Below are 21,429 nucleotides of genomic sequence, written 5' to 3' on the forward strand. Positions count from 1 at the left end.
ATAGCACTTAGCTTTGGTGCTGCGCCCAGTAAATTCATTGATGTATACCACAGTATTATAGGTCAGGGAGATGACTCCTTTATAGCGCGGATCATATGGCAACTGCGAATGCCACGAACATTGTTGGCGTTTTTAGCTGGCTCTGGTCTAGCTATTGCTGTTTTAATTTTACAAACCGTAACCCGTAACCCGTTAGCCGATCCTTACTTATTTGGTATTTCATCGGGAGCCTCATTTGGTGTGGTATGTTTTATGACACTAACAGGAGCCAGCGCGGGAATAACAATGTCGGCCGCGGCATTTGTTGGTAGTTTATTGACTATGTTATTACTGGTTTTTATTGCCGGACGAGCAGGTCGCGGACAAGTTGAAAGCATGCTCTTGGCTGGGGTCGCTTTATCCTTTTTATTCAGTGCCTTTACCAGCTTACTTTTATATTTTAGTGATCCGCAGGCGATCACGGCTATTTTATTTTGGACGCTAGGCAGCTTTGCTCGCGCACAATGGTCAACGTTATGGTTACCCGCTTTAGTTATTATTAGTTGCACCGGGCTGATGATGGGTTTTCGTCGGCAACTAAATGCAATGTTACTAGGTGATGAAAGTGCTGCAACTTTAGGAATACCGGTACAGCGGTTTCGGTTATTAATGTTGGTATTGAGCTCATTGATCACTGCAGTGTTAGTGGCGATGTGTGGTGGTATTGGTTTTGTTGGTTTGATGATCCCGCATATAGTACGGTTTTTTGTGTCGCAAGGCACTATTACTGGTTTGATCATGACGGCTTTAGTTGGCGGTATATTTATGGTGTGGGTTGATGTGCTATCGCGTGTTTTACTTGCAAATCAAGAATTGCCAATCGGTGTTATTACTTCTGCAATAGGCAGTATTTTCTTTTTATCGTTACTTTATTTTCGCAAGCGAGAGAGTTAGTCAGATGTTTAATATACCCACAGTAACTAATCAATTTGGTCACCTCATCATTGATAAGATTAACCAAAAAACTAAACCGCTTGGTGCACTTGGACAGTTAGAACAATGTGCAATACAACTGGTTACTTTGTTTAGCCAAAAAGTGGCAAGCGAAGATGCTTTTAAAACCTTTGCACCTGCAATCAATAAGCCTACTTTGCTGGTATTTGCAGGAGATCATGGTGTTGCTGCACAAGGGGTATCGATAGCGCCCAGTGATGTCACCTCACAAATGGTAGCTAATTTTGTCAGCGGTGGTGCCGCTATTAATGTCTTTTGCCAACAGTTAGGTTGGCAATTAGAAGTGATTGATTGTGGTATTTTGCATCCAGTCACAGCGCCAAGTGTCCATAATTGCCGTCTAGGAAGTATAACAAAGCCACTTAATACAGACATGGCAATGAATACCGCGCAGGTACAGCAAGGCTTTAATAATGCTAAACAGCTGGTGCAACAGCTCAGTCATAGTGGTTGTAATACAATTGCCTTTGGCGAAATGGGCATAGGTAATACCACCAGTGCAGCAGCGATTATGGCAGCTATGCTGAATTTACCTGCACAGCAGTGTGTTGGCAAAGGCACGGGTGTTAGTGATGATATTGTTACGCGTAAAATAACAGTTGTAGAGCAAGCGCTGGTATTGCATCAGTTACATTTAGCAGATCCTATTTCACTACTTGCAGCGTTAGGTGGCTTTGAAATTGTGCATATTACGGGAGCTATGTTGGCTGCGGCTGAGCAAGGCATGGCTGTAGTAGTTGATGGCTTTATTTGTAGTGCTGCGGCAATGGCCGCAATTAATATTAACCCAGCAGTGAAAGATTATTTAATTTTTGCACATTGCTCAAATGAGCAAGGCCATCGACTGATGTTGAACGTACTCGATGTTAAGCCACTGCTGCAACTTGATTTACGCTTGGGTGAAGGCACTGGCGCTGCGTTAAGTTTACCATTATTGCAAGCCGCACTTGGTTTTTATAATCAGATGGCTAGTTTTGCTGATGCTGGTGTTAAGCAGGTTGTCAGTTAATGCCTAACCCAGAGGCAAATAAAGTAACGCAATGGCAGTTACTGTTATTAGCAATTAGCTTTTTAACCCGGCTACCGGTGCAGTTGCGCTTTAATGTAAGCGGTGCTCATTTAAATCAAGCAAGTCGCTATTTTGCTTTAGTGGGTTTACTGCTTGGTGGATTATTAGCACTCAGCTACGGCGTTTTTCAATTACTGTTACCAGCATCAATAAGTGTATTACTAATGATGGCGGCCGGGTTGTTATTAACAGGCGCATTTCATGAAGATGGCTGGGCCGATGTATGGGATGGTTTTGGCGGTGGTTGGCAGGTGTCGCAAAAGCTTGCCATTATGAAAGATAGTCGTCTTGGTACTTATGGTGCTGCGGCATTATTTATTATGCTGCTGGTTAAATTTCAAAGCCTACTCTTTCTTAGTGAGTCATTGATTACTGTATTGAGTGCAATTGTTATCGGGCAATGTGTAAGCCGAGTAGTGGCAACCAGTTTAATTATGGGGATGGAGTATGTAAGTGAAGATGCGACTTCAAAAGTAAAGCCGCTTGCTATGCACCTATCGGTCACTAGTTTAGTTACGTTACTTGTAACCGCCGCTACTTTACTGGTTAGCTTGATTGCTGTTGGTGTATTGTTATGGCAAACCGTATTCATTCTTGTAGCAGTATTACTGATCCTAAGAGTCATTTTGATCCGCTGGTTTAAACAGCAGTTAGGTGGTTACACTGGCGATTGTTTAGGTGCCGCGCAGCAGCTAAGTGAAATTGCCATTTACTTAACTTTTGTGAGTGTATTATGAACGCTAACCACACATTTATTTTAGGCGGCGCACGCAGTGGAAAAAGCCGCTTTGCTGAACAGCTTGCACAGCAAAGCAATAAAAGCGTTATTTACCTCGCAACGGCGCAAGCCCACGATACTGAAATGCAAGATCGTATAGTCCATCATCAACAACAGCGCCCTGTCGATTGGCCGTTAGTTGAGGAGCCAATTGCATTGGCTGAAGCGTTACAAACACACAGCAGCAAAGATAACTGTATTTTAGTTGATTGCTTAACCTTATGGTTAAGTAACTGTTTATGTCACGCCACAAGTGATTGTTGGGATGAACAGAAATCAGCACTACTAAATACCCTTGAAAATTTACCGGGGCAAGTGATTTTTGTCAGTAACGAAGTTGGCCACGGTATTGTGCCTTTGGGCGAGCTAAGCCGCCGGTTTGTAGATGAATCAGGCTGGTTACATCAAGCCATTGCCGCAAAAGCTGCGCGAGTTGAATTTATAATGGCAGGTCTTGCCTTAACACTGAAAGGGCAGTCATGATGAAAACATTAATGGTACAAGGTACTACTTCTGATGCAGGGAAAAGTACTTTAGTTGCAGCATTGTGCCGAGTATTTGTTGAACGCGGGATCAAAGTTGCTCCATTCAAACCGCAAAATATGGCCTTAAACAGCGCTGTAACAGAAGATGGCGGCGAAATAGGTCGTGCGCAAGCACTACAGGCGATTGCAGCTAAAGTGGCGCCACGGGTTGATTTTAACCCCATTTTACTCAAGCCCAATAGTGATACTGGCGCTCAAGTGATAATTCACGGTAAAGCCATTAGTAATATGGAAGCAGGTGCTTATCATGATTATAAAAAAGTCGCGATGGATGCGGTACTGGCTTCGCAACAGCGTTTAAGCGAAGAGTTTGAGCTACTGGTAGTTGAAGGTGCGGGCAGTCCGGCTGAAATTAATCTACGTGCGGGTGATATTGCTAATATGGGTTACGCCGAAGCGGTTGATTGCCCCGTGATCATTATTGCAGATATAGATAAAGGCGGTGTGTTTGCGCATTTGGTCGGTACTCTTGCGCTATTAAGCGAGTCAGAACAAGCCCGAGTAAAAGGCTTTGTGATCAACCGTTTTCGTGGCGATATAGGCTTATTACAAGGTGGCCTTGATTGGCTTGAAGAGTACACCGGTAAACCAGTGTTAGGGGTGTTGCCGTATTTACATGATCTCGCCCTAGATGCTGAAGACGCGGTAGCGATAGATAATCAAGTAAGCCAAGCAAAAATAAAAATCGCAGTATTGCTACTTCCTCATATTAGTAACCACACTGATTTTGATGCGCTGCGTTTAAACCCGCAAATTGACATTAATTACATTCGCCATACTCAAGCAATTCCACACGTTGATCTGATCATCATTCCTGGCAGTAAAAATGTTATTAATGATTTAGCCTTTTTAAACAATGAAGGCTGGGGCGAGCAGATTCAGCGTCACTTGCGTTATGGCGGTAAGTTATTAGGTATTTGCGGAGGTTTGCAAATGCTCGGCACAGATATTTATGACCCTGAGGGTGTGGAATCAAGTAAAACACACTGTAAAGCTTTAGGGCACGCTGATTTTACCACTCATTTAGGGCAGCATAAAGTACTAACTCAAGCTGCTGGTGTGATCCATCTTGGCGGTCAACAAGCAAAAGTGGCAGGCTATGAAATACACGCCGGTTGCAGCGCTGGCCCAGCATTTAAAAAGCCTTTTTTACAATTTACTCAGCATCCACAGCATGTTGTGCAAGATGGTTTTATATCAGATGATGATTGTATAGCAGGTACTTACTTACATGGCTTATTTGATAGCAGTGCAGCTACGCAACTAATACTGGATTGGGTATTGCCAAATAGTGGTATTACCCAATTAATAGATATAGACACACATCGCGAGCAGCAATTAACGCGCTTAGCCACGATGTGTAAAGAACATTTAGATTTAGACAAAATAACGCAAATTTACCAAAACTGGGAAGGAGTTAATCATGAGCGACACACATAACGACAAGCACCAACAACGCCAACAAAAAGTAAAAGATAAAGTTGATGAGCGTATAGCCGCAGCACAAACTGAGAAAGGCGTTTTTCAGGTGATCACTGGTAATGGTAAAGGTAAATCAACCTCAGGGTTTGGCACGGTAACACGTTGTGTAGGCCATGGCATGAAAGCTGCTGTGTGCCAGTTTATTAAAGGTACTTGGCCGTGTGGTGAGCGTAATGTATTGCAAGGCGCAGGGGTTGAATTTGCCATTATGAACACAGGTTTTACCTGGGAGACGCAAAATAAAGAATCAGATACCGCAGCGGCGCAAGCGACTTGGCAAGAAGCAAAACGTATGTTGGCTGACGAATCAATTAATTTAGTATTACTTGATGAAATTACTTATATGATCACCTACGGCTACATTGATTTAGACGAAGCACTCGAAGTGATCGCTAATCGTCCGCCAATGCAATCTTTAATTATTACTGGCCGTGGTGCGCACCGCAAGTTAACTGACTTAGCTGATACTGTTAGTGAAGTGCGCAATGTTAAGCATGCATTTGATGCTGGTGTTAAAGCGCAAATAGGATTTGATTATTAATGGCTACGCTTAGGCTTGTACTCGTTTTATCGCTGGCTCTGTGCTGCTTTAAGCTCGTGGCTGATCCTAACAAGCAGCAATTAAGAATTATCGCCTTGGCCCCGCATATTGTTGAAAACCTCTATACCATCGGAGCTGGTGAGCAAATCGTGGGAACCGTGGAATATGCTGATTTCCCTGCTGCGGCCAATGATATCCCACGTATCGGTGGTCACCAAGGTATTCAAATAGAAAAGCTACTGGCCCTCAAACCTGATTTAGTTTTAGCATGGAAAACGGGTAGCAAAGCTGAGGATTTAGCACGTGTTAAAAGTTTTGGTATTGATATAATTTACAGTGACGCGAGTGAAGTAGATAAAGTACCCAATGAACTGCGCCGTTTAGGTGAGCTTACTGGACGTGAGCAATCAGCCGAGCAAGCCGCACTTGAATTTGAGCAAAAAATTGCTGTAATCAAAGCCAAGCAGCAAGGTAAAAGTAAGGTCGCGGTATTTTACCAGCTATGGGCAGAACCGATGATGACGGTGGGTAAAAATACCTGGATCAATCAGTTAATCGAAATTTGCCAAGGTCGTAATGTATTTGCTAGCAGCCGAACTGATTACCCTCTGATAAGTATTGAAAATGTGATCGTGGCAAAACCAGAGATCATTATATTGCCTAATGAAAAGTCACAAGCGCAGCAAACTGTGATTGATTGGACACAATGGCCCGAAGTACCCGCGGTAAAGCACCACCAGTTTATTAGCGTCAATGCTGATTTACTACACCGCTTTACCACGCGTATGTTGGATGGTCTTGCTGATATGTGTACTAAAATAGATGATTCACGCGTTGCAATTAAGGAGCCACAATGAGTGATTGGCAAGACTTTTTAAAAACCGAATGTGCAAAAACTTATATGCAGCAGACGTTGGATACAGTTGCTCAAAAGCGCAGCGAAGGTATTGCTGTATATCCGCCAGAGCAGTATGTATTTAGTGCATTTGATGCAACACCGTTAAGTAATATAAAAGTGGTTATTTTAGGACAAGATCCTTACCACGGCGAAGGACAAGCACATGGTTTGTGTTTTTCGGTATTACCAGAGGTTGGTAAACTTCCTCCCTCATTAAAAAATATCTATAAAGAGCTGGCTACAGATATCGATGGTTTTCGCGTGCCTACGCACGGTTATTTACAACGCTGGGCAGAGCAAGGGGTGTTTTTACTTAATACCGTACTGACTGTTGAGCAAGGCCAAGCCCATTCCCATAAACACTTAGGTTGGGAGCAGTTTACCGATAAGGTTATTGCCCATATTAATCAACACTGTGAAGGTGTGGTATTTATTTTATGGGGTGCTCACGCACAAAAGAAAGGTAAAGGCATTGATAGTACGCGTCACCATATTTTAAATGGCCCGCACCCATCGCCGTTGTCTGCGCATCGTGGCTTCTTTGGTTGCCAGCATTTTTCCGCTACCAATCAGTTATTAACACAGCAAGGGCAAACAGCGATCGATTGGCAAGTTTAGGAATTGTAGGTGCGAGTTTATCCCGCGCAGAATGTTAAGCTTGTCGCGATGTAAAATCGCAGCTACGGATCTAGGCGGGGGTTATTATTCTGCGCAGAATATACGTTAACTGATAAAAACAAAGGCCCTTACTTTATCGGTAAGGGCCTTTTAGTTGGTTAGTAGCTATTGCGAAATTAAAAATCTAATTCATCAATCGCAATATTGTCTGTAAAAAAGTCTAGTTCCTGTAGTTCTTTACGTAAACGTTGCTTGTCTTTTAAAGCTTCGATTTCGCGCCATTTTCTCTTTTTATTTTTTTGAGAGGTCTTTCTTGTTGTATCAGGACCTTCTAATATCTCTAAAATATCGTCTAGGCTATCCATGAACTTCTCCTATTGAATTTTTTGAACCTCGAAAATACCTATACCACAGGCCACACTAAAATAGAATAAAAAAGTGACATTTATGTTACAGGTAAGTGATAAATTAATGAATAGAGATTATTTTCAGGCATAAAAAAACGCCGCAAATGCGACGTTTAATTTAAACGATAAAAGCGATTACATTGCTTTAAAACGTGCTTCTAGTTGCTCTTGTGCATCAGCAAAAGAACGAATACCTTCAGCTAGTTTTTCTGTCGCCATGGCATCTTGATTATGTAACCAACGGAACTGAGCTTCAGTTAGTGGTGCAGGTTTAGGCTCTTTAGCAATATCACTTTCAAGTAAATACTCCTGTGCACCTTCAAGGTTGCCTAGCTCTTCTAAAAGGTTAGGACTGATGGTTAGTTTATCGCAACCAGTTAGTGCGATGATTTCACCGGTGTTACGGAAACTTGCGCCCATAACAACCGTTTTATAATCATGGCGCTTATAAAATTCAAAAATACTGCGTACTGATTGCACGCCTGGATCTTGTAATGGATCAGTTGGTTTTTCTAAGCCGTTAGCAACGTGCCAATCTAAAATACGGCCAACAAATGGTGAAATCAAAAATACGTTAGCATCTGCACAAGCACGGGCTTGAGCATCACTAAATAGCAGCGTTAAGTTACACTTAGTACCTTCTTTTTCAAGTTGCTCTGCGGCTTTAATACCTTCCCACGTTGAGGCAACTTTGATTAAGATTTTATCTTTGCTCACACCTTCTTTTTCATAAAGGCTTAGTAATGTGTGTGCTTTAGCAATTGTTGCTTGAGTATCAAATGATAAACGCGCATCAACTTCTGTTGAAATATAACCCGGCACAATGTCACTGATCTCTTTACCTAGTAATACAGCAAAGTAGTCACAGGCTAGTTCTAATTGTTTAGCAGCGTCTTGCTCGGTTTCTTTAGCATAACTCCACGCTTTATCTAAATACGGCTTATAGGCTTCAATTTCACTGGCTTTTAATAGCAATGAAGGGTTAGTTGTTGCATCTTCCGGTTGGTGTTTTTTAATCGCTTCAATATCACCAGTGTCGGCCACGATAGATGAATGTTGTTTGAGCCTTTGTAGAGCTGAAGTCATTTGCTTTCCTCATTCCAAGCAAGTTAAAAGAAAATCTACTGTAACTACCTTATACTGCAGCACTGTGACAGCGCTTAATAGGTCTTATGTCCGTATCAGTGAAGAACGAAGGTGCATAGCATAATTTGCTGTGCGAATAAGGTAGGTATCATACCAATCAATTCTAACTAATTGATATAAACAAAACGTGCTTTTCGTTTCATTTAATGTTGAAATTGACATTAAATAATTTCCAAGTCAATAGCTAACTATGATCACTGTTATTTCACCTGCAAAAAATTTAGATTTCGAGAGCCAAGCAAGCACTGATAAATTCACGCAACCTGAGTTACTTGAGCACAGCGAAGAGTTGATGACGGTGTGCCGCGAATTAACGCCGGCACAAATTGGCAGTTTAATGAAAATTAGCGATAAGCTTGCAGGCCTTAATGCTGCGCGCTTTAGTGAGTGGTCGCAACCGTTTACTACCGACAACGCTAAACAAGCCGTGATGGCTTTTAATGGCGATGTATATGGTGGTTTAGATGCAAACAGCTTAACTGCCGGGCAACTTGATTACGCGCAAAGTCACCTACGTATTTTGTCAGGCCTTTACGGGTTATTAAAACCACTTGATTTAATGCAAGCGTATCGCTTAGAAATGGGCACTAAGCTTGATAACAGCCGTGGTAAAAACCTCTATGAATTTTGGGGCAGTATTATTGCTGATAAACTAAATAGCGTACTCGCTGAGCAAGATAGCCAATATCTAGTAAATTTAGCATCAAACGAGTATTTTAAAGCGGTTGATAAAAAAGCCTTAAACGCGCAAATCATTACTCCACACTTTAAAGACTGTAAAAACGGCCAATATAAAATTATCAGCTTTTATGCTAAAAAAGCTCGTGGCTTGATGGCTCGCTACATTATTGAGAATAAAGTTACCCAGTTAAGCGATTTAAAAAAGTTTACTGTTGATGGTTACTACTACAGTAGCGAAGCGACCCAAAAAGAGCTGGAGCCAGTATTTCTAAGAGATGAACAAAACTAGTTATTAATCTGTTTAAAAGCCATGCAATGCATGGCTTTTTAGTTTTGGCGCTTATTTTGCAATAACCTGACACTATTTATAAAATAATCAAGGTTAAGCAATGCTAAAAATACCTTCTATCAGCGATTCCGAAAAACTTATTGAAGAAAAACTCGGTGGCTGGTTTGATGTCGTAATAAGTCATATACCTAATTTTATAGTGGCGGTGATCATCGCCATTGTTTTCTCAATTCTCGCGCGTTTTTTAGGTTCGATGATGCGCAATGTTTTACGCCGCTCGTTAGACTCCCAACAAATTGCAGACTTAATGGCATCGATATTCAAGATGATAGTACTGTGTGTTGGGTTATTTGTTGCCCTCGATTTTATAGGGCTAAAAGGCACTGTAACGTCATTACTGGCTGGTGCTGGGATTGTTGGTTTAGCAATTGGTTTTGCCTTTCAAGATATGACCGAGAACCTAATAGCTGGTATTGCTATGGGTATTCGCAAACCCTTTAAAACAGGCGATGTTATAAAAACCGATGATGTGTTTGGCAATGTGCGCTCAATAAATTTGCGTAACACGCTTATCGAAAACTTTTATGGGCAACTGATTTTAGTGCCTAACAAAATACTTTTTCGTAATGTATTACGTAATTACAGTACCTTAGGTGTACGCCGCATTGAAGTGCCGGTGGGCATTTCATATGGTGATGACCCAGAGCTGGCAGCTGAGGTGATAGTTAAAAAAATCAATGAATTTGATTTTGTAATTAAACAAGACGAAACCGCTGTTTATGCTGAAGGGTTTGGCGACAGTAGTGTCAACTTACTGGTGTGGTTTTGGATAAAATACCCCGGCGAGGCAGACTTTATGACCGTACGCCATAAAGCAATTGTGGCAGTCAAACAAGCGCTAAGTGACGCTGATATTAGTATTCCATTCCCAATTCGCACCCTTGATTTTGGTATTAAAGGCGGTGAAAAACTCGATGCGATGATCACTGAAAAGCGCCAGCACTCAGAACAATAAATGGTTCTATCAACAGGTAATATTTACCTGTTGATAGTGCTAATTTACACAAATTTACAGCTGGTAATACAGTTGTTGATTGGCGCATATTTACCAGTATTAAGTTTTCTACTGATAGACAGCATTTATGGCGAAGCATCAAAACAAGTAAAAGGCAGTGGTCATAGTTTAGTTATCGCTAGCCGATTATCGACTGCACTTATTAGACACGAGCTAAAACTAAGGCTAGTGTCTAATAAGTAAAGTCGAAGGTAAAATTAATGAATAACATTAAAGTGAGCAATGAAGAACCAAGTAGCCCATGTATTCGGCATTGTTGTTTGGATAAAAACGATACCTGTATCGGTTGCTTTAGAACCCTTGATGAAATTCTCGCGTGGCACAGTGTAAGTCCTGCACAAAAGCTGCAGGTTCTTAATGAATGCCAAAATCGCAAAAACGCGCAACATAAATAATCACTTTGTAGAGCAAACTGCAGTCTGAAAAAGCTAACCCCAAATTTCAAGATTAGTATAAAAACCGTATACTAGTTTTTACTGCTCTGTACTGCCCGTTAATAAACACTCCAACACACACAAAGAATAAGTTAGCGATATACTCGTACCACTGCATTTGGCTAAGCATCCATAATCGATGGTGTTTTTGAATTTTTGATTGCATACGTATTCAATTTTCATTTTGTGAGAACCTCTCTATTGTTAATTCTTTGTAAATATAGAATGCCTATTACTTGACAACACAACGGAACACACAATGAAAATTAAAAAAATAGTAACCACTATTGGGCTAAGCATTGCCCTAAGTGCTACGTCGATTGCAAATGCAACACCAACAACATTCGTCCATCTATTTGAATGGAACTGGCAAGATGTAGCCCTCGAATGTGAACAATACCTAGGACCTAAAGGCTATGCAGCGGTACAGTTATCGCCACCTAATGAACATATACAAGGCAGCCAATGGTGGACGCGTTATCAACCTGTCAGTTACCTATTGCAAAGCCGAGGCGGTAACCGCGAGCAGTTTATTGATATGGTTAATCGCTGTAATGCCGCTGGCGTTGATATTTATGTAGATACTTTAATCAATCATATGGCTGCAGGCAGTGGTACAGGTACCGCTGGTAATACCTATGGTAATAAACAATACCCAATTTATAGCCCACAAGACTTTCACACCAGTTGCACCATTAATGGCTCTGACTACGGCAACGATCGTTACCGAGTACAAAACTGTGAGTTAGTTGGACTAGCAGATTTAGATACCGCTGCAACGTATGTCCAAAACACATTAGCGGCTTACATTAATGAATTACAAGCCATTGGTGTTAAGGGGTTTCGGTTTGATGCCTCTAAACATGTTGCAGCCAGTGATATTCAAAGTTTAATGGCGAAAGTGAATGGCTCGCCAGTGGTCTTTCAAGAAGTAATTGATCAAGGTGGCGAGGCTGTTGGTGCCTCTGAGTATTTAGCGTCAGGTTTAGTTACGGAGTTTAAATACAGCACTGAACTTGGCAATACCTTTAGGAATGGCTCGCTCGCATGGTTAAGTAATTTTGGTGAAGGGTGGGGGTTTATGCCAAGTGCATCAGCTGTAGTATTTGTAGATAATCATGATAATCAACGCGGTCATGGTGGTGCCGGTAATGTAATTACCTTTGAAGATGGCCGCTTGTACGACTTAGCAAACGTATTTATGTTGGCTTACCCGTATGGTTATCCAAAAGTAATGTCTAGTTACGACTATCATGGTGACACAGATGCTGGTGGTCCAAGCGTACCTGTGCATAATAACGGTAATTTAGAATGCTTTGCGAGTAATTGGCAATGTGAGCATCGTTGGGCATACATTGCAGGTGGCGTAGATTTTAGAAATAATACGGCTGATAACTGGGCAACAACCAATTGGTGGGATAATACTAACAATCAAATAGCCTTTGGTAGAGGAAGTTCAGGTCATGTTGCCATTAATAAAGAAGGCTCAACACTCAATACTACCGTGCAAACAGATATGGCTCCAGGGCAATACTGTAACGTGCTAAAAGGAGCGCTGACTAATGATGCAACAAGTTGTACTGGTGAAGTTATTACTGTTAATGCAAATGGCACTATAAACTTAAATGTAGCCGCGTGTGATGCAATGGCTATTCATAAAAATGCCAAGTTAAACACTAACTCAACCCCTGATCCTCAGAGTGATTGGCAGCGAACTGTGATATTTATTAACGCACAAACGCAAACTGGCCAAGATATGTTTATTCGCGGCGGGATTGACCATGTTTATGCAAACACAAACCTTGGGCGTAACTGCCAAACAAGCAACTATGAATGTGCTATGACAATTCGCCATAATAATTTGCAAAGTGCCACTACCAGTCCTTGGAAAGCAAACGATAATTACCTAGATTGGTATGGTATTGAAACGGGCCAAAGTATTGAGGCGCAAGGGACCGCAACCGATTGGACAACTAATATTTGGCCAGCAACTTGGGGAGCAGAAAAAACCGTTGCTAATGATGGATTTGGTGTTACACCACTGAATATTTGGGGTGAACATTATTGGCTGCTTGATGTTGATATGGATTGCAGCAAAGCGGTTAATGGATGGTTTGAGGTAAAAGCGTTTATTAAAAATGGTCAGGGCTGGGAGGGCAATATCGCGCAAGCAAACCCCCCTTATGCTAGTACTAATCATGTTGCTCAATGCGGCAAAATTAATAAATTTGAGTTTAATAATTCAACGGTAGAAATACGCAATTTCTAATTTTATTACAGCTAAACCCCAGCTAAACCATAAGTATGCGTTTAGCTGGGATTTTACTTTGTAAGTCATGTTCTGGAGATTTGCGTTTTCTGTGTTTTAAGTAAACCTAAGTTGAATCACCAGAAAATCAGTTGCTTTAACTCTTTAATCTTTAGCCTAGCAGCTTTAAACTCTTCAATCTCTCACCTGCATTTTATTTTCAATAATTGCCACACCTTGGGTGTTTTCTAAAAACTTTTGTGCCAGTGCGCGTTCAAAGCCGGTTTCGGTTAGACCATAAATGGCTACTTTGTTGCCATCAACGTGTACTCGCAGTTGCGAGAGGTTTAGGTTTGGATTGCTGCGCAGTTTATCAATTATAGTCTGCTGTAGTGTTGGTTGAGGAGAAACGCTGCTGATCATAATTGTACTAGTGGCTGCACTGACTTGCGTTGCGCAGGCGAGTAAAAATACACAGCATAGTGATACCAATGATACAGTTAATTTGAAGCGGTCCATGATTTCCCTCATAACATCTATTGTATGTGTTTAGTGAATAGTAAGCTTACTGTTACAATATTTATTCCAACTTTAACGCATTGAAATTGAAGGGGTATTTTAAGTTCGGGTAATGTTTTTGGAATTTTTTACATTCAACTGAGTAAAAAGTACGGCGATTAGCTAACTAATTTAGATTTGTAGTTGCTGTTTAGTGCAGCTATAGCGATGCAATATATTTTTTGTTAAGTGATGGTCGTAGCTGCAAGCTTGTAATGAGCAAGCTAAATGGGGAGCACAAGATAATTAATTTGCATGACTGCTATGAGAGGGTTTAATAACTTACTGCGAGTAGGTAAAACTGAATGTAAAAAGCCGAGACTATGATAAGTCTCGGCTTTTTATGTAGCGTCAAAGCAGATGAATTATTTCTTTTTCTTGGCTTTTGCTTTGGCCTTTTTACGGGCTTTGATTTTTACCGGATCTTTATGTTTTTTGATTGGCGCTTTAGCTTCTTTATGACGCGGCTCAAATCCTTTAACAACACGGCGTTTAAGGCGCAGCTCAATGTAGCGTTCAATTTTTGCTAATACTGCAATGTCATGGGCTTCTACTAACGAAATTGCAATGCCTTTCTTACCTGCGCGAGCAGTGCGGCCAATACGGTGAACATACACGTCTGCTGTGCGTGGCATATCAAAGTTGATCACATGACTAATATCAGCCACATCAATACCGCGGGCGGCAACATCAGTCGCAACTAATATTCTTGTACGGCCACTGTGGAAATTTTCCATTGCCTTCATGCGTTTGTCTTGTGGCATCTCGCCACGTAACCAGGCTGCGCGAACCCCAGCATTGGTCAGCTCGCCGACTAATGTTTCTAGGCGATCACGGGTTTTAACAAACACAATAGCTTTGCTTAAGTCTTCACTGTTTAGTATTTCAACCAACATTGCTAATTTATGGTTGTAATCATCAGCAATGTGTACCCATTGGTGGATTTTAGCTTTTTCTTTACGTGAAGATTCAGCTTCTAATAGGGCTGGATCTTTTAAAATTTGCTCTGCAAATCGTTCAACGCTATCGCCTTCAAGAGTGGCTGAGAATAAAAAGCACTGACGACGATTTTTTGCTTCTTCACAAATACGCATCATTTCTTTACGAAAGCCCATGTCTAACATGCGGTCTGCTTCGTCTAAAATAAGCATCTCGACGTTTTCGGCATGAAAGTTTTCGGTTTCTAAATATTCCATTAATCGCCCTGGTGTGGCGATTAATATATCGTTATTTTTTTCAAAAATTTCTTTATGCGTACCGTAGTTAATACCGCCAGTAACAACACCAATTTTAAGGTTAGTGCCTTTAGCAAGTAGTTCACACTGTTCATGAATTTGATAAGCTAACTCGCGCGTTGGAGTCATGATCAAAACACGGGCAAAACCAGGCTCGCGACGCGGGAAATCAAGTAAGTATTGAATCGCCGGGATCAAAAATGCCGCTGTTTTACCAGTACCGGTTGGTGCGGAGGCTAAAATATCACGGCCTTGCAGCGCTTCAGGGATCGCTTGTTGTTGAATGCTAGTTGGGGTTTCGTAACCCATTTTAGCAACGGCTTGTAGTATCTTGTTATCAATATCAAAATCAGAAAATTGCATAGAGTGTCAAAAATAGAGGACAATTGCTGGTAATTATACGCGCTATCCGCCAGTTGGTGAATGAAAAGGTGAAAAAATGTCAGGCTTTGTGTTTAAACAATTTAAAGTAGCGCAAACGCGCAGTGCGATGAAGGTCTCGACGGATGGAATTTTACTCGGTGCATGGGCTGACTTAACTACTTCACAGCGGTTACTTGATATTGGCACAGGTACTGGGTTGTTGGCATTAATGTGCAAGCAACGCAAACCAACTATGCAGGTTAATGCTGTTGAAATTGATGCCAATGCATGTGCTGATGCGCAGCAAAATTTTACAAATAGCTCATGGCCCGATATTAAATTGATGCAAAAAGCTATTCAGCAAGTAACCACCACAACTGAGTTTGATGTTGTGATCAGTAACCCTCCGTATTTTAATGCCAGTTTAAAAGGGCAGGACTTAGCTCGTAATACCGCACGTCATACAGATAGCTTAAGTTTTAGTGAGTTAATCACTGCGTTCAAACACCTTAGTCACCAAAATGCTTTTTTAAATGTGATCCTACCTTGCCCAGAAGCGCAGTTGTTTATTGCACAAGCGCAATTACAAGGTTTGTATTTAGTGCGCCATTGTTTAGTACAAACTACTGCCACTAAAGCGCCGAGCAGGAGCTTAATGTGCTTTGCTTATCAGATGCAAGAATGCGAGCTGACCAGTTTAACGATTCATGGTCAAGGGGCTCAATATAGCGATGAGTATATAGCTTTATGTAAAGACTTTTACTTGAAAATGTAATCATCATTGAAAAACAGGTACATTTATCGCACACTGGTGAAAAACCTCAGTGATAGATATGGATAATCAACTACCTAAACCTTTTATTTTTGTACTTTCCTTAGTGCAAGGCATTGTTCTTACTTTGTTATATCGTAGTGTTGAAAATCAGCTATGGCCTGCGACAGAGCCAGTTTGGTTGTTTTCTTTAGTTACTTTTACCATTAGTTTTGTGCTACTGACTTTACTTGCTGTAGAGCAAGCTAATATTAAAAAACTGCTTAGTTACTTGTTACCATTTAGTCTGTTGTTATCACTCCTTGGTGCTTATATTGGTGCTCAGCAATACCCTATTGCGCTGGTTAATAACGATGCTTTAACGGCCATTTTTATATTCACAGCCTTAATTGCCAGCTTTAAAGCACTTATGTATATCCAACAACTGATTGGTAATGAAGCAATTAGTTATAGCCAATTATTCAAGCTCTCATGGCGTAACTTTATTTTATTTGCAGAGTGTTGGTTATTCGTTTTAATTTTCTGGGGAATTTTGCAGTTAGGAGCGGCGCTATTTAATGCGTTAGAGATTACATTTTTCTCTGAGCTACTCAAAAAAGACTGGTTTTGGATCCCAACTTTAACCTTAGCGTTCGGTTTTGCCACGGTGATCTTTAGAGGGGTCATGCATATAGAAGATAACATCTCATTTTTATTGCAAACCTTGATTAAGTTTTTACTGCCAGTACTTACGGTTATTTCTTTAGGCTTTTTAGCGACGCTACCGTTTACGGGGCTAGATAAATTATGGCAAACAGGCAGTGGTAGCTCGTTAGTTTTATGGTTACAGGTACTCACTTTATTTTTTGTGAATACGGTTTATCAATACGCTGCTGATCAGCGACCTTATAAAATTGTAATACACAGGTTAGTATTTTTTGGTATTGCTTTATTACCAATTTACAGTGTGATTGCCGCTTATGGCATTTGGCTTAGAGTTGAACAATACGGGATCACGGTGGGTCGCTGCTGGGCTATTTTAGTGTGTCTTTTACTTGCGTGTTTTTCATTCGGGTATTTAGTCGGGATCGTTAAAAAGCGCGATGCATGGCAACAAGTGCAAAGCAAAGTTAATATTGTGATGGGGGTAGTGATTTTAATATTTATGCTACTAGTGAACTCGCCAGTTTTGAATTTTCAGCGTTTATCTACCGAGAGTCAAATCGCGCGCTTAAATGAAGGTGACGTGAGTATTGAAGAATTTGATTATTATTACTTCTCAAGTAATTTAGGACGCCAAGGCTATCTTGCAATGCAAAAGTTACAAGCGCAAATTCAAAGTACTCATCCAGAGCAAGCAATGATCATTGAGCGAATGTATGTCAACCCAGATAATCCAGAGTTTGAGGCTTTAGCCGAGCAAACATCAATAACAGAGTTTGTTACGCACTCGACGTTTTGGCCTGGGCAGCAGGTGTTTTCGGATGAGTTGATTCAGGCTGTATTCGAGAGCTTACATTTCAACCGCTGGACACCGCTTAAAAGTCATTCATTTTATTTTATCGCCATAGATTTAGATCAAGATGAACAACTCGATTATGTATTTATAGATGAAACGAATAACTCAACTGAAGCTAATCTGTGGTTTCATGATGGTACTCAATGGCAATCAAAATACATGACTATCGATAATCCCGAGCAAATTAAATTACTAAAAACACTGATTGATGCAGATGACATTGAGGTTGCACAACCCAAATATAATGATTTGAAAATTGGCGATGTGCTGTTTAAAGTCAGGAGTGATATTGATTACTAAACAGGGTTTAAGGTCAGAGTGTTCAAAATATTAGTTAGTAATTCAATATAAAGTTCAACGCAATAACGTTTAGCGTAATACATTGAATCACCAAACTAATAAATATTGTTAGGCTAAGTAACAGCAGGAGCATACAGAAAATTATTCTGCTATAGCTCCTGGTATTTCGGTAATTACAGCCAGATACTGGCTTTAATTGGCATCAAATAACTCAAATATTCGGTTGTCACCAGGAGCCGTTTTTACCACTTGCAACAAGGCATTTGCCACGTTTTCACGGCTGACTTTTGCATCTTTACGTTCACTTGGCCGTTGTGTGGTGATTTGCAATGAAGCACTGTCGTTGGTAAGTGAACCTGGGCGTACAATAGTATAATTTAGGCCGCTACTGATTAGATGTTCGTCAGCCATATGTTTAGCAACTAAGTAAGGTTTTAAATCGCTTTCTGTTGCATCAGGATCATCTGCGCCAATTGAACTGACCATAATAAAGTTTTTTATATCATATTGCTTTGCATAATTTACGGCTTTAACCGCAGCCCATAAATCAATTAATAATGTTTTATCATCGCCGGTATTTCCGCCAGAACCGGCAACAAAAATTACCTGTTCGCAGCCTGCAAATGCTTGGCTAAAGTCACCCTCGAGATCTTGCTCAGTTACGCTGAGGTAGGGACTGCTTAAATCGCTTAACTTATTTTTATCACGTACGAGAGCGACAACCTGATGCTGATCATTAAGTAGTAACTGTGTCGTTATTTTACCAATCTGGCCACTTGCGCCTATGATTAATGTTTTGCTCATCATTAACTCCTTCAAAAAATAGCTAAATTGCTCACTGTGTTTATAGACCTTGGGGGAGATATTTATTTTTAAAGGGCTAGAACCACTTTATTACTTAAACCAGAGTATTTAGTTTTCATTTTTGTAAAGCTGACTTTCAGCTGATATCGACTAACCTTTATTTAATAAGGTCACATATTTGGAGCGTAAAATGACGGTTTCAGCAATACCAAAGGGGTATCATGCAATTACTCCTTACTTGATAATTAACGGCGCAGCAAAAGCAATCGAGTATTATGAGAAGGTATTTAATGCCCAGCTCATTATGCAAATGCCGCTGCCAGATGGCGGGATTGCTCACGCAGAAATTAAAATTGGTGATTCGCATATTATGCTTTCAGATATGTGCCCTGAAGCGCATTTTAAAAGCCCTGATGAGCTTGGCGGCACGCCTGTGAGCTTAATGCTTTACGTTGCAGATGTAGATGCCGTATTTGCTAATGCGGTTGCCTTAGGTGGTAAAGAAATACGCCCAGTACATGACCAATTTTACGGTGATAGGGCCGGTACATTACAAGACCCATTTGGCCATGTATGGACAATAGGCACTCATAAAGAAGACCTTAGCGATGACGAGATTAGTCAACGCATGGTTGATCTGATCAGTAAAGAAGAAGACGCATAAATTATAGTGGCTGATATCTGATCTCATAGTTTTGAAAAATAGGTTTATATTTCATCTGAAAGACAGCTATGAGTAGTTTTTAATGTGAGTGTCACTTTTATTTTATGTGCTTTATTTTCTTGCATTTATAAATCGTGTTTGTTTTTTCAACAACTCGCGGGGTTATTTCTTGTATTTTACAATAACAAAAAAACAACAAATATAAATCTCTTGATTTACATTTAGATACAGAGTTAGACTAAAAGTATTAAAAAGCTCAAAGGGTTTACTGTCTGCAACTCGCGGGTTTAGATCCTTTGAATAAGCTGTTATATGAAATGGGGTGGCTCGGTGGGAAACTGCTGCATAATTTGCAGGGAAGAAACGAATAGCTTTTCTGATGAGCACGTGATTCCAGATGCGCTTGGGGGGTATTACCACATCTACACGGTCTGTAAAGATTGCAATTCCGACCTAGGTTCAAGTGTTGATTCAAAGCTTGTAAATCACCAGTTTGCCCATTTTCAGAGATACCTGCTTGGCTTGCGGGGGAAATCAGGAAAGTTACCAAATCCATTTTCAGGAACACACCAATTTGCCGAGGATGAGGGCAAAAAAGTTCAGCTAAGGCTTGACGAGGATGGCAAGCCCGTTCCCTATACGATCACCAATGTTAGCTACGAAGAATCAAAAGCTGAAGGAGGTGGAACTAGAGTCAGCATTTGTATAGATGCTTCGGATGAAAGAAAACTGGATGGAATACTTCAGAAAATATCAAAAAAACTACAGATTCCGATCGACCAGTTCAAAGGATTAGATCGTAGCGTCCAAACAATAGAGCGACCAAGCATTAAATGCTCAATCTCAATTGACCTGGCTGAATTCAAAATTGGATTGTTAAAAATAGCCTATGAATTCGCGGTAGATACCGTCAAAGAGTATTTTTCAGATACATCCGCCCTAGAGATATCCAGAGTTTTGAAGAATGCTGACTACGACTCAGTGGAAAAATTTGTGTCCATTGGGGATGGGTTCGATCATAAACTCTTTGATGGTATGCGCGAATATCTGGATTTTGAAAGTAAAAAGCACTATCTGATTATTGTTGGATCTAAAACTCGTGGTCTAATATGTTTGGTGCACCTTCATGGGATGTTCTCTGTCGGTGTCAGTCTTTCGAGTTCGCCTTACCCTGATGATCTGGCTGTAATTGGTGTAAACGATATAGAAGGAAAAACTTTCAGGAAGGTATACCCAGAGCAGCTTATCCAGGAAATCTACGCTCCGCCTGAGCTCAGGTTTCAGTACTATTTTCCATCTGAAAGCGCACTTAAAGAATTCCTAGATTTACAGTCTGATGCCGATTTTGATTTCCATAGAGCAGAGACAGTTTTTCCTGTTTTTAATAGACTCGGCAACCCTTTGGATTTTGATCTATATGAAAAAATGAAAGCATCAGAACACTTGGTTACATCAGAAGCGTTGGAGGGAGGTGGCATAGCCCACACCATACCACTCCAAGAAGAGGTGTTCATAAAAGTCATGCCGTCCGGTAGGTTGGTGCAAATAATCGCTGTTCGCGAGGAATTTCGGCAAGTATCAAAGCTATGAGCGGCTTCACATCTAACAATCGCAGGCACAGCGACGGCTTTTCCATTGCGGCTTCGCCTCCATTCCAAAGTCGCGCGTGCTGCGGGCGTTATATGCCACAAAAGTATCGGGTAATTTATGAGCGAAGTTAATATTCCAATTTTGATCTCGAACTTCAAACCGTTTAGGCTAATTTCTCGCGATGAATCTGATACATGGGAGCCTAGCCTAGAAGAAATAAATAGCTCTACTTATGACTATGTAAAGCTTCACAGAGTAAGTAAGTTTTTCGATGCGCACCTACCAAAACCAATGCCTGCGTGTTTTGGCTTTGATGGATGCATATTCTCACCAGCTTTGATCACCCAATGGCATTAACTTTGATCGCTTATTCTCATTAAGCTTTGATCACGAAAATTACGCGATAATGATCACTTTTGTGTTCTTAATGATTTTGCCGAT

The 21,429-nt window shown here is 40.8% G+C and carries 22 protein-coding genes; 17 read left to right on the plus strand and 5 right to left on the minus strand.

From position 1 onward, the window contains the following. The 8 genes from H5232_RS18445 to ung form a co-directional block, all read left to right on the plus strand. Positions 1-933: iron ABC transporter permease (locus tag H5232_RS18445; protein WP_182831303.1), on the plus strand; the 933-nt coding region annotated here is incomplete at its 5' end. Between the two features lie 4 nt (positions 934-937). Continuing rightward, on the plus strand, positions 938-2,002 hold the full coding sequence (cobT, locus tag H5232_RS18450) for a nicotinate-nucleotide--dimethylbenzimidazole phosphoribosyltransferase (RefSeq protein WP_182794048.1): 1,065 nt from the start codon (positions 938-940) through the stop codon (positions 2,000-2,002). Further along, positions 2,002-2,799 (plus strand): adenosylcobinamide-GDP ribazoletransferase, encoded by a 798-nt coding sequence (locus H5232_RS18455; RefSeq protein WP_182794049.1) that lies wholly within the window; start codon positions 2,002-2,004, stop codon positions 2,797-2,799. The genes cobT and H5232_RS18455 overlap by 1 nt, the downstream gene beginning before the upstream one ends. Further along, positions 2,796-3,323 carry a bifunctional adenosylcobinamide kinase/adenosylcobinamide-phosphate guanylyltransferase gene (gene cobU / locus H5232_RS18460; protein WP_145242903.1) on the plus strand — a complete coding sequence of 176 codons (528 nt, stop codon included), beginning with the start codon at positions 2,796-2,798 and terminating at the stop codon, positions 3,321-3,323. Before H5232_RS18455 ends, cobU begins: the two co-directional genes overlap by 4 nt. Further along, positions 3,323-4,825 carry a cobyric acid synthase gene (locus H5232_RS18465; protein WP_182794099.1) on the plus strand — a complete coding sequence of 501 codons (1,503 nt, stop codon included), beginning with the start codon at positions 3,323-3,325 and terminating at the stop codon, positions 4,823-4,825. Before cobU ends, H5232_RS18465 begins: the two co-directional genes overlap by 1 nt. Next, entirely contained in the window at positions 4,809-5,408 is a 600-nt protein-coding gene (gene cobO / locus H5232_RS18470; protein WP_145242905.1) for a cob(I)yrinic acid a,c-diamide adenosyltransferase, read from the plus strand. Before H5232_RS18465 ends, cobO begins: the two co-directional genes overlap by 17 nt. Continuing rightward, complete coding sequence (locus tag H5232_RS18475) at positions 5,408-6,265, plus strand: cobalamin-binding protein (RefSeq protein ID WP_149983399.1); 858 nt, start codon at positions 5,408-5,410, stop codon at positions 6,263-6,265. Before cobO ends, H5232_RS18475 begins: the two co-directional genes overlap by 1 nt. Next, positions 6,262-6,924, plus strand: a complete 663-nt coding sequence (gene ung / locus H5232_RS18480) for a uracil-DNA glycosylase (RefSeq protein ID WP_145242908.1) — start codon at positions 6,262-6,264, stop codon at positions 6,922-6,924. Before H5232_RS18475 ends, ung begins: the two co-directional genes overlap by 4 nt. A 176-nt stretch (positions 6,925-7,100) precedes the next feature. Here ung and H5232_RS18485 read toward each other — a convergent pair whose 3' ends face one another. Next, a complete protein-coding gene (locus H5232_RS18485; RefSeq protein ID WP_145242910.1) occupies positions 7,101-7,289 on the minus strand; it encodes a DUF3545 family protein in 189 nt (62 codons plus the stop codon). A 177-nt stretch (positions 7,290-7,466) separates the two neighbouring features. Further along, positions 7,467-8,417 (minus strand): transaldolase, encoded by a 951-nt coding sequence (gene tal, locus H5232_RS18490; RefSeq protein WP_145242912.1) that lies wholly within the window; start codon positions 8,415-8,417, stop codon positions 7,467-7,469. A 250-nt stretch (positions 8,418-8,667) separates the two neighbouring features. On the opposite strand from tal, the gene yaaA reads away from it, so the two are divergent. The 4 genes from yaaA (at position 8,668) to H5232_RS18510 (ending at position 13,225) form a co-directional block, all read left to right on the plus strand. Then, positions 8,668-9,447, plus strand: coding sequence for a peroxide stress protein YaaA (yaaA, locus tag H5232_RS18495; protein WP_149983400.1), 780 nt, complete (start codon positions 8,668-8,670; stop codon positions 9,445-9,447). A gap of 100 nt (positions 9,448-9,547) precedes the next feature. Continuing rightward, on the plus strand, positions 9,548-10,462 hold the full coding sequence (locus H5232_RS18500; protein WP_182831304.1) for a mechanosensitive ion channel family protein: 915 nt from the start codon (positions 9,548-9,550) through the stop codon (positions 10,460-10,462). A gap of 260 nt (positions 10,463-10,722) precedes the next feature. After that, positions 10,723-10,917 carry a DUF1289 domain-containing protein gene (locus tag H5232_RS18505; RefSeq protein WP_182831305.1) on the plus strand — a complete coding sequence of 65 codons (195 nt, stop codon included), beginning with the start codon at positions 10,723-10,725 and terminating at the stop codon, positions 10,915-10,917. Between the two features lie 298 nt (positions 10,918-11,215). Then, the gene (locus tag H5232_RS18510) at positions 11,216-13,225 is read left to right on the plus strand and encodes an alpha-amylase family protein (RefSeq protein ID WP_182831306.1); all 2,010 of its coding nucleotides are present in this window, start codon (positions 11,216-11,218) and stop codon (positions 13,223-13,225) included. A gap of 174 nt (positions 13,226-13,399) precedes the next feature. Here the strand turns inward: H5232_RS18510 and H5232_RS18515 are convergent, their stop codons facing one another. Continuing rightward, positions 13,400-13,723, minus strand: coding sequence for a BON domain-containing protein (locus H5232_RS18515; protein ID WP_182740689.1), 324 nt, complete (start codon positions 13,721-13,723; stop codon positions 13,400-13,402). A 404-nt stretch (positions 13,724-14,127) separates the two neighbouring features. Next, positions 14,128-15,360 carry an ATP-dependent RNA helicase SrmB gene (gene srmB / locus H5232_RS18520; protein ID WP_145237725.1) on the minus strand — a complete coding sequence of 411 codons (1,233 nt, stop codon included), beginning with the start codon at positions 15,358-15,360 and terminating at the stop codon, positions 14,128-14,130. Between the two features lie 76 nt (positions 15,361-15,436). Here srmB and H5232_RS18525 point away from each other — a divergent pair, with 76 nt between their 5' ends. Both H5232_RS18525 and H5232_RS18530 read left to right on the plus strand, forming a co-directional pair. Continuing rightward, positions 15,437-16,135, plus strand: a complete 699-nt coding sequence (locus H5232_RS18525; protein WP_182831307.1) for a tRNA1(Val) (adenine(37)-N6)-methyltransferase — start codon at positions 15,437-15,439, stop codon at positions 16,133-16,135. Positions 16,136-16,193: 58 nt separating this feature from the next. Next, the gene (locus H5232_RS18530; protein ID WP_182785239.1) at positions 16,194-17,930 is read left to right on the plus strand and encodes a DUF4153 domain-containing protein; all 1,737 of its coding nucleotides are present in this window, start codon (positions 16,194-16,196) and stop codon (positions 17,928-17,930) included. Between the two features lie 192 nt (positions 17,931-18,122). Here H5232_RS18530 and H5232_RS18535 read toward each other — a convergent pair whose 3' ends face one another. Continuing rightward, positions 18,123-18,734: an SDR family oxidoreductase gene (locus H5232_RS18535; RefSeq protein ID WP_182831308.1), complete on the minus strand. Its 612-nt coding sequence runs from the start codon at positions 18,732-18,734 to the stop codon at positions 18,123-18,125. Positions 18,735-18,924: 190 nt separating this feature from the next. Here H5232_RS18535 and H5232_RS18540 point away from each other — a divergent pair, with 190 nt between their 5' ends. The 3 genes from H5232_RS18540 (at position 18,925) to H5232_RS18550 (ending at position 21,345) form a co-directional block, all read left to right on the plus strand. After that, on the plus strand, positions 18,925-19,398 hold the full coding sequence (locus H5232_RS18540) for a VOC family protein (RefSeq protein WP_145237712.1): 474 nt from the start codon (positions 18,925-18,927) through the stop codon (positions 19,396-19,398). A 312-nt stretch (positions 19,399-19,710) separates the two neighbouring features. Then, positions 19,711-20,988: an HNH endonuclease gene (locus tag H5232_RS18545; RefSeq protein WP_182831309.1), complete on the plus strand. Its 1,278-nt coding sequence runs from the start codon at positions 19,711-19,713 to the stop codon at positions 20,986-20,988. 117 nt (positions 20,989-21,105) lie between these two features. Then, on the plus strand, positions 21,106-21,345 hold the full coding sequence (locus H5232_RS18550) for a hypothetical protein (RefSeq protein WP_182831310.1): 240 nt from the start codon (positions 21,106-21,108) through the stop codon (positions 21,343-21,345). The last annotated feature ends 84 nt before the right edge of the window (positions 21,346-21,429 follow it).

Source organism: Pseudoalteromonas sp. SG41-5 (genome assembly GCF_014164495.1).
Classification (GTDB): Bacteria; Pseudomonadota; Gammaproteobacteria; order Enterobacterales; family Alteromonadaceae; genus Pseudoalteromonas; species Pseudoalteromonas rhizosphaerae.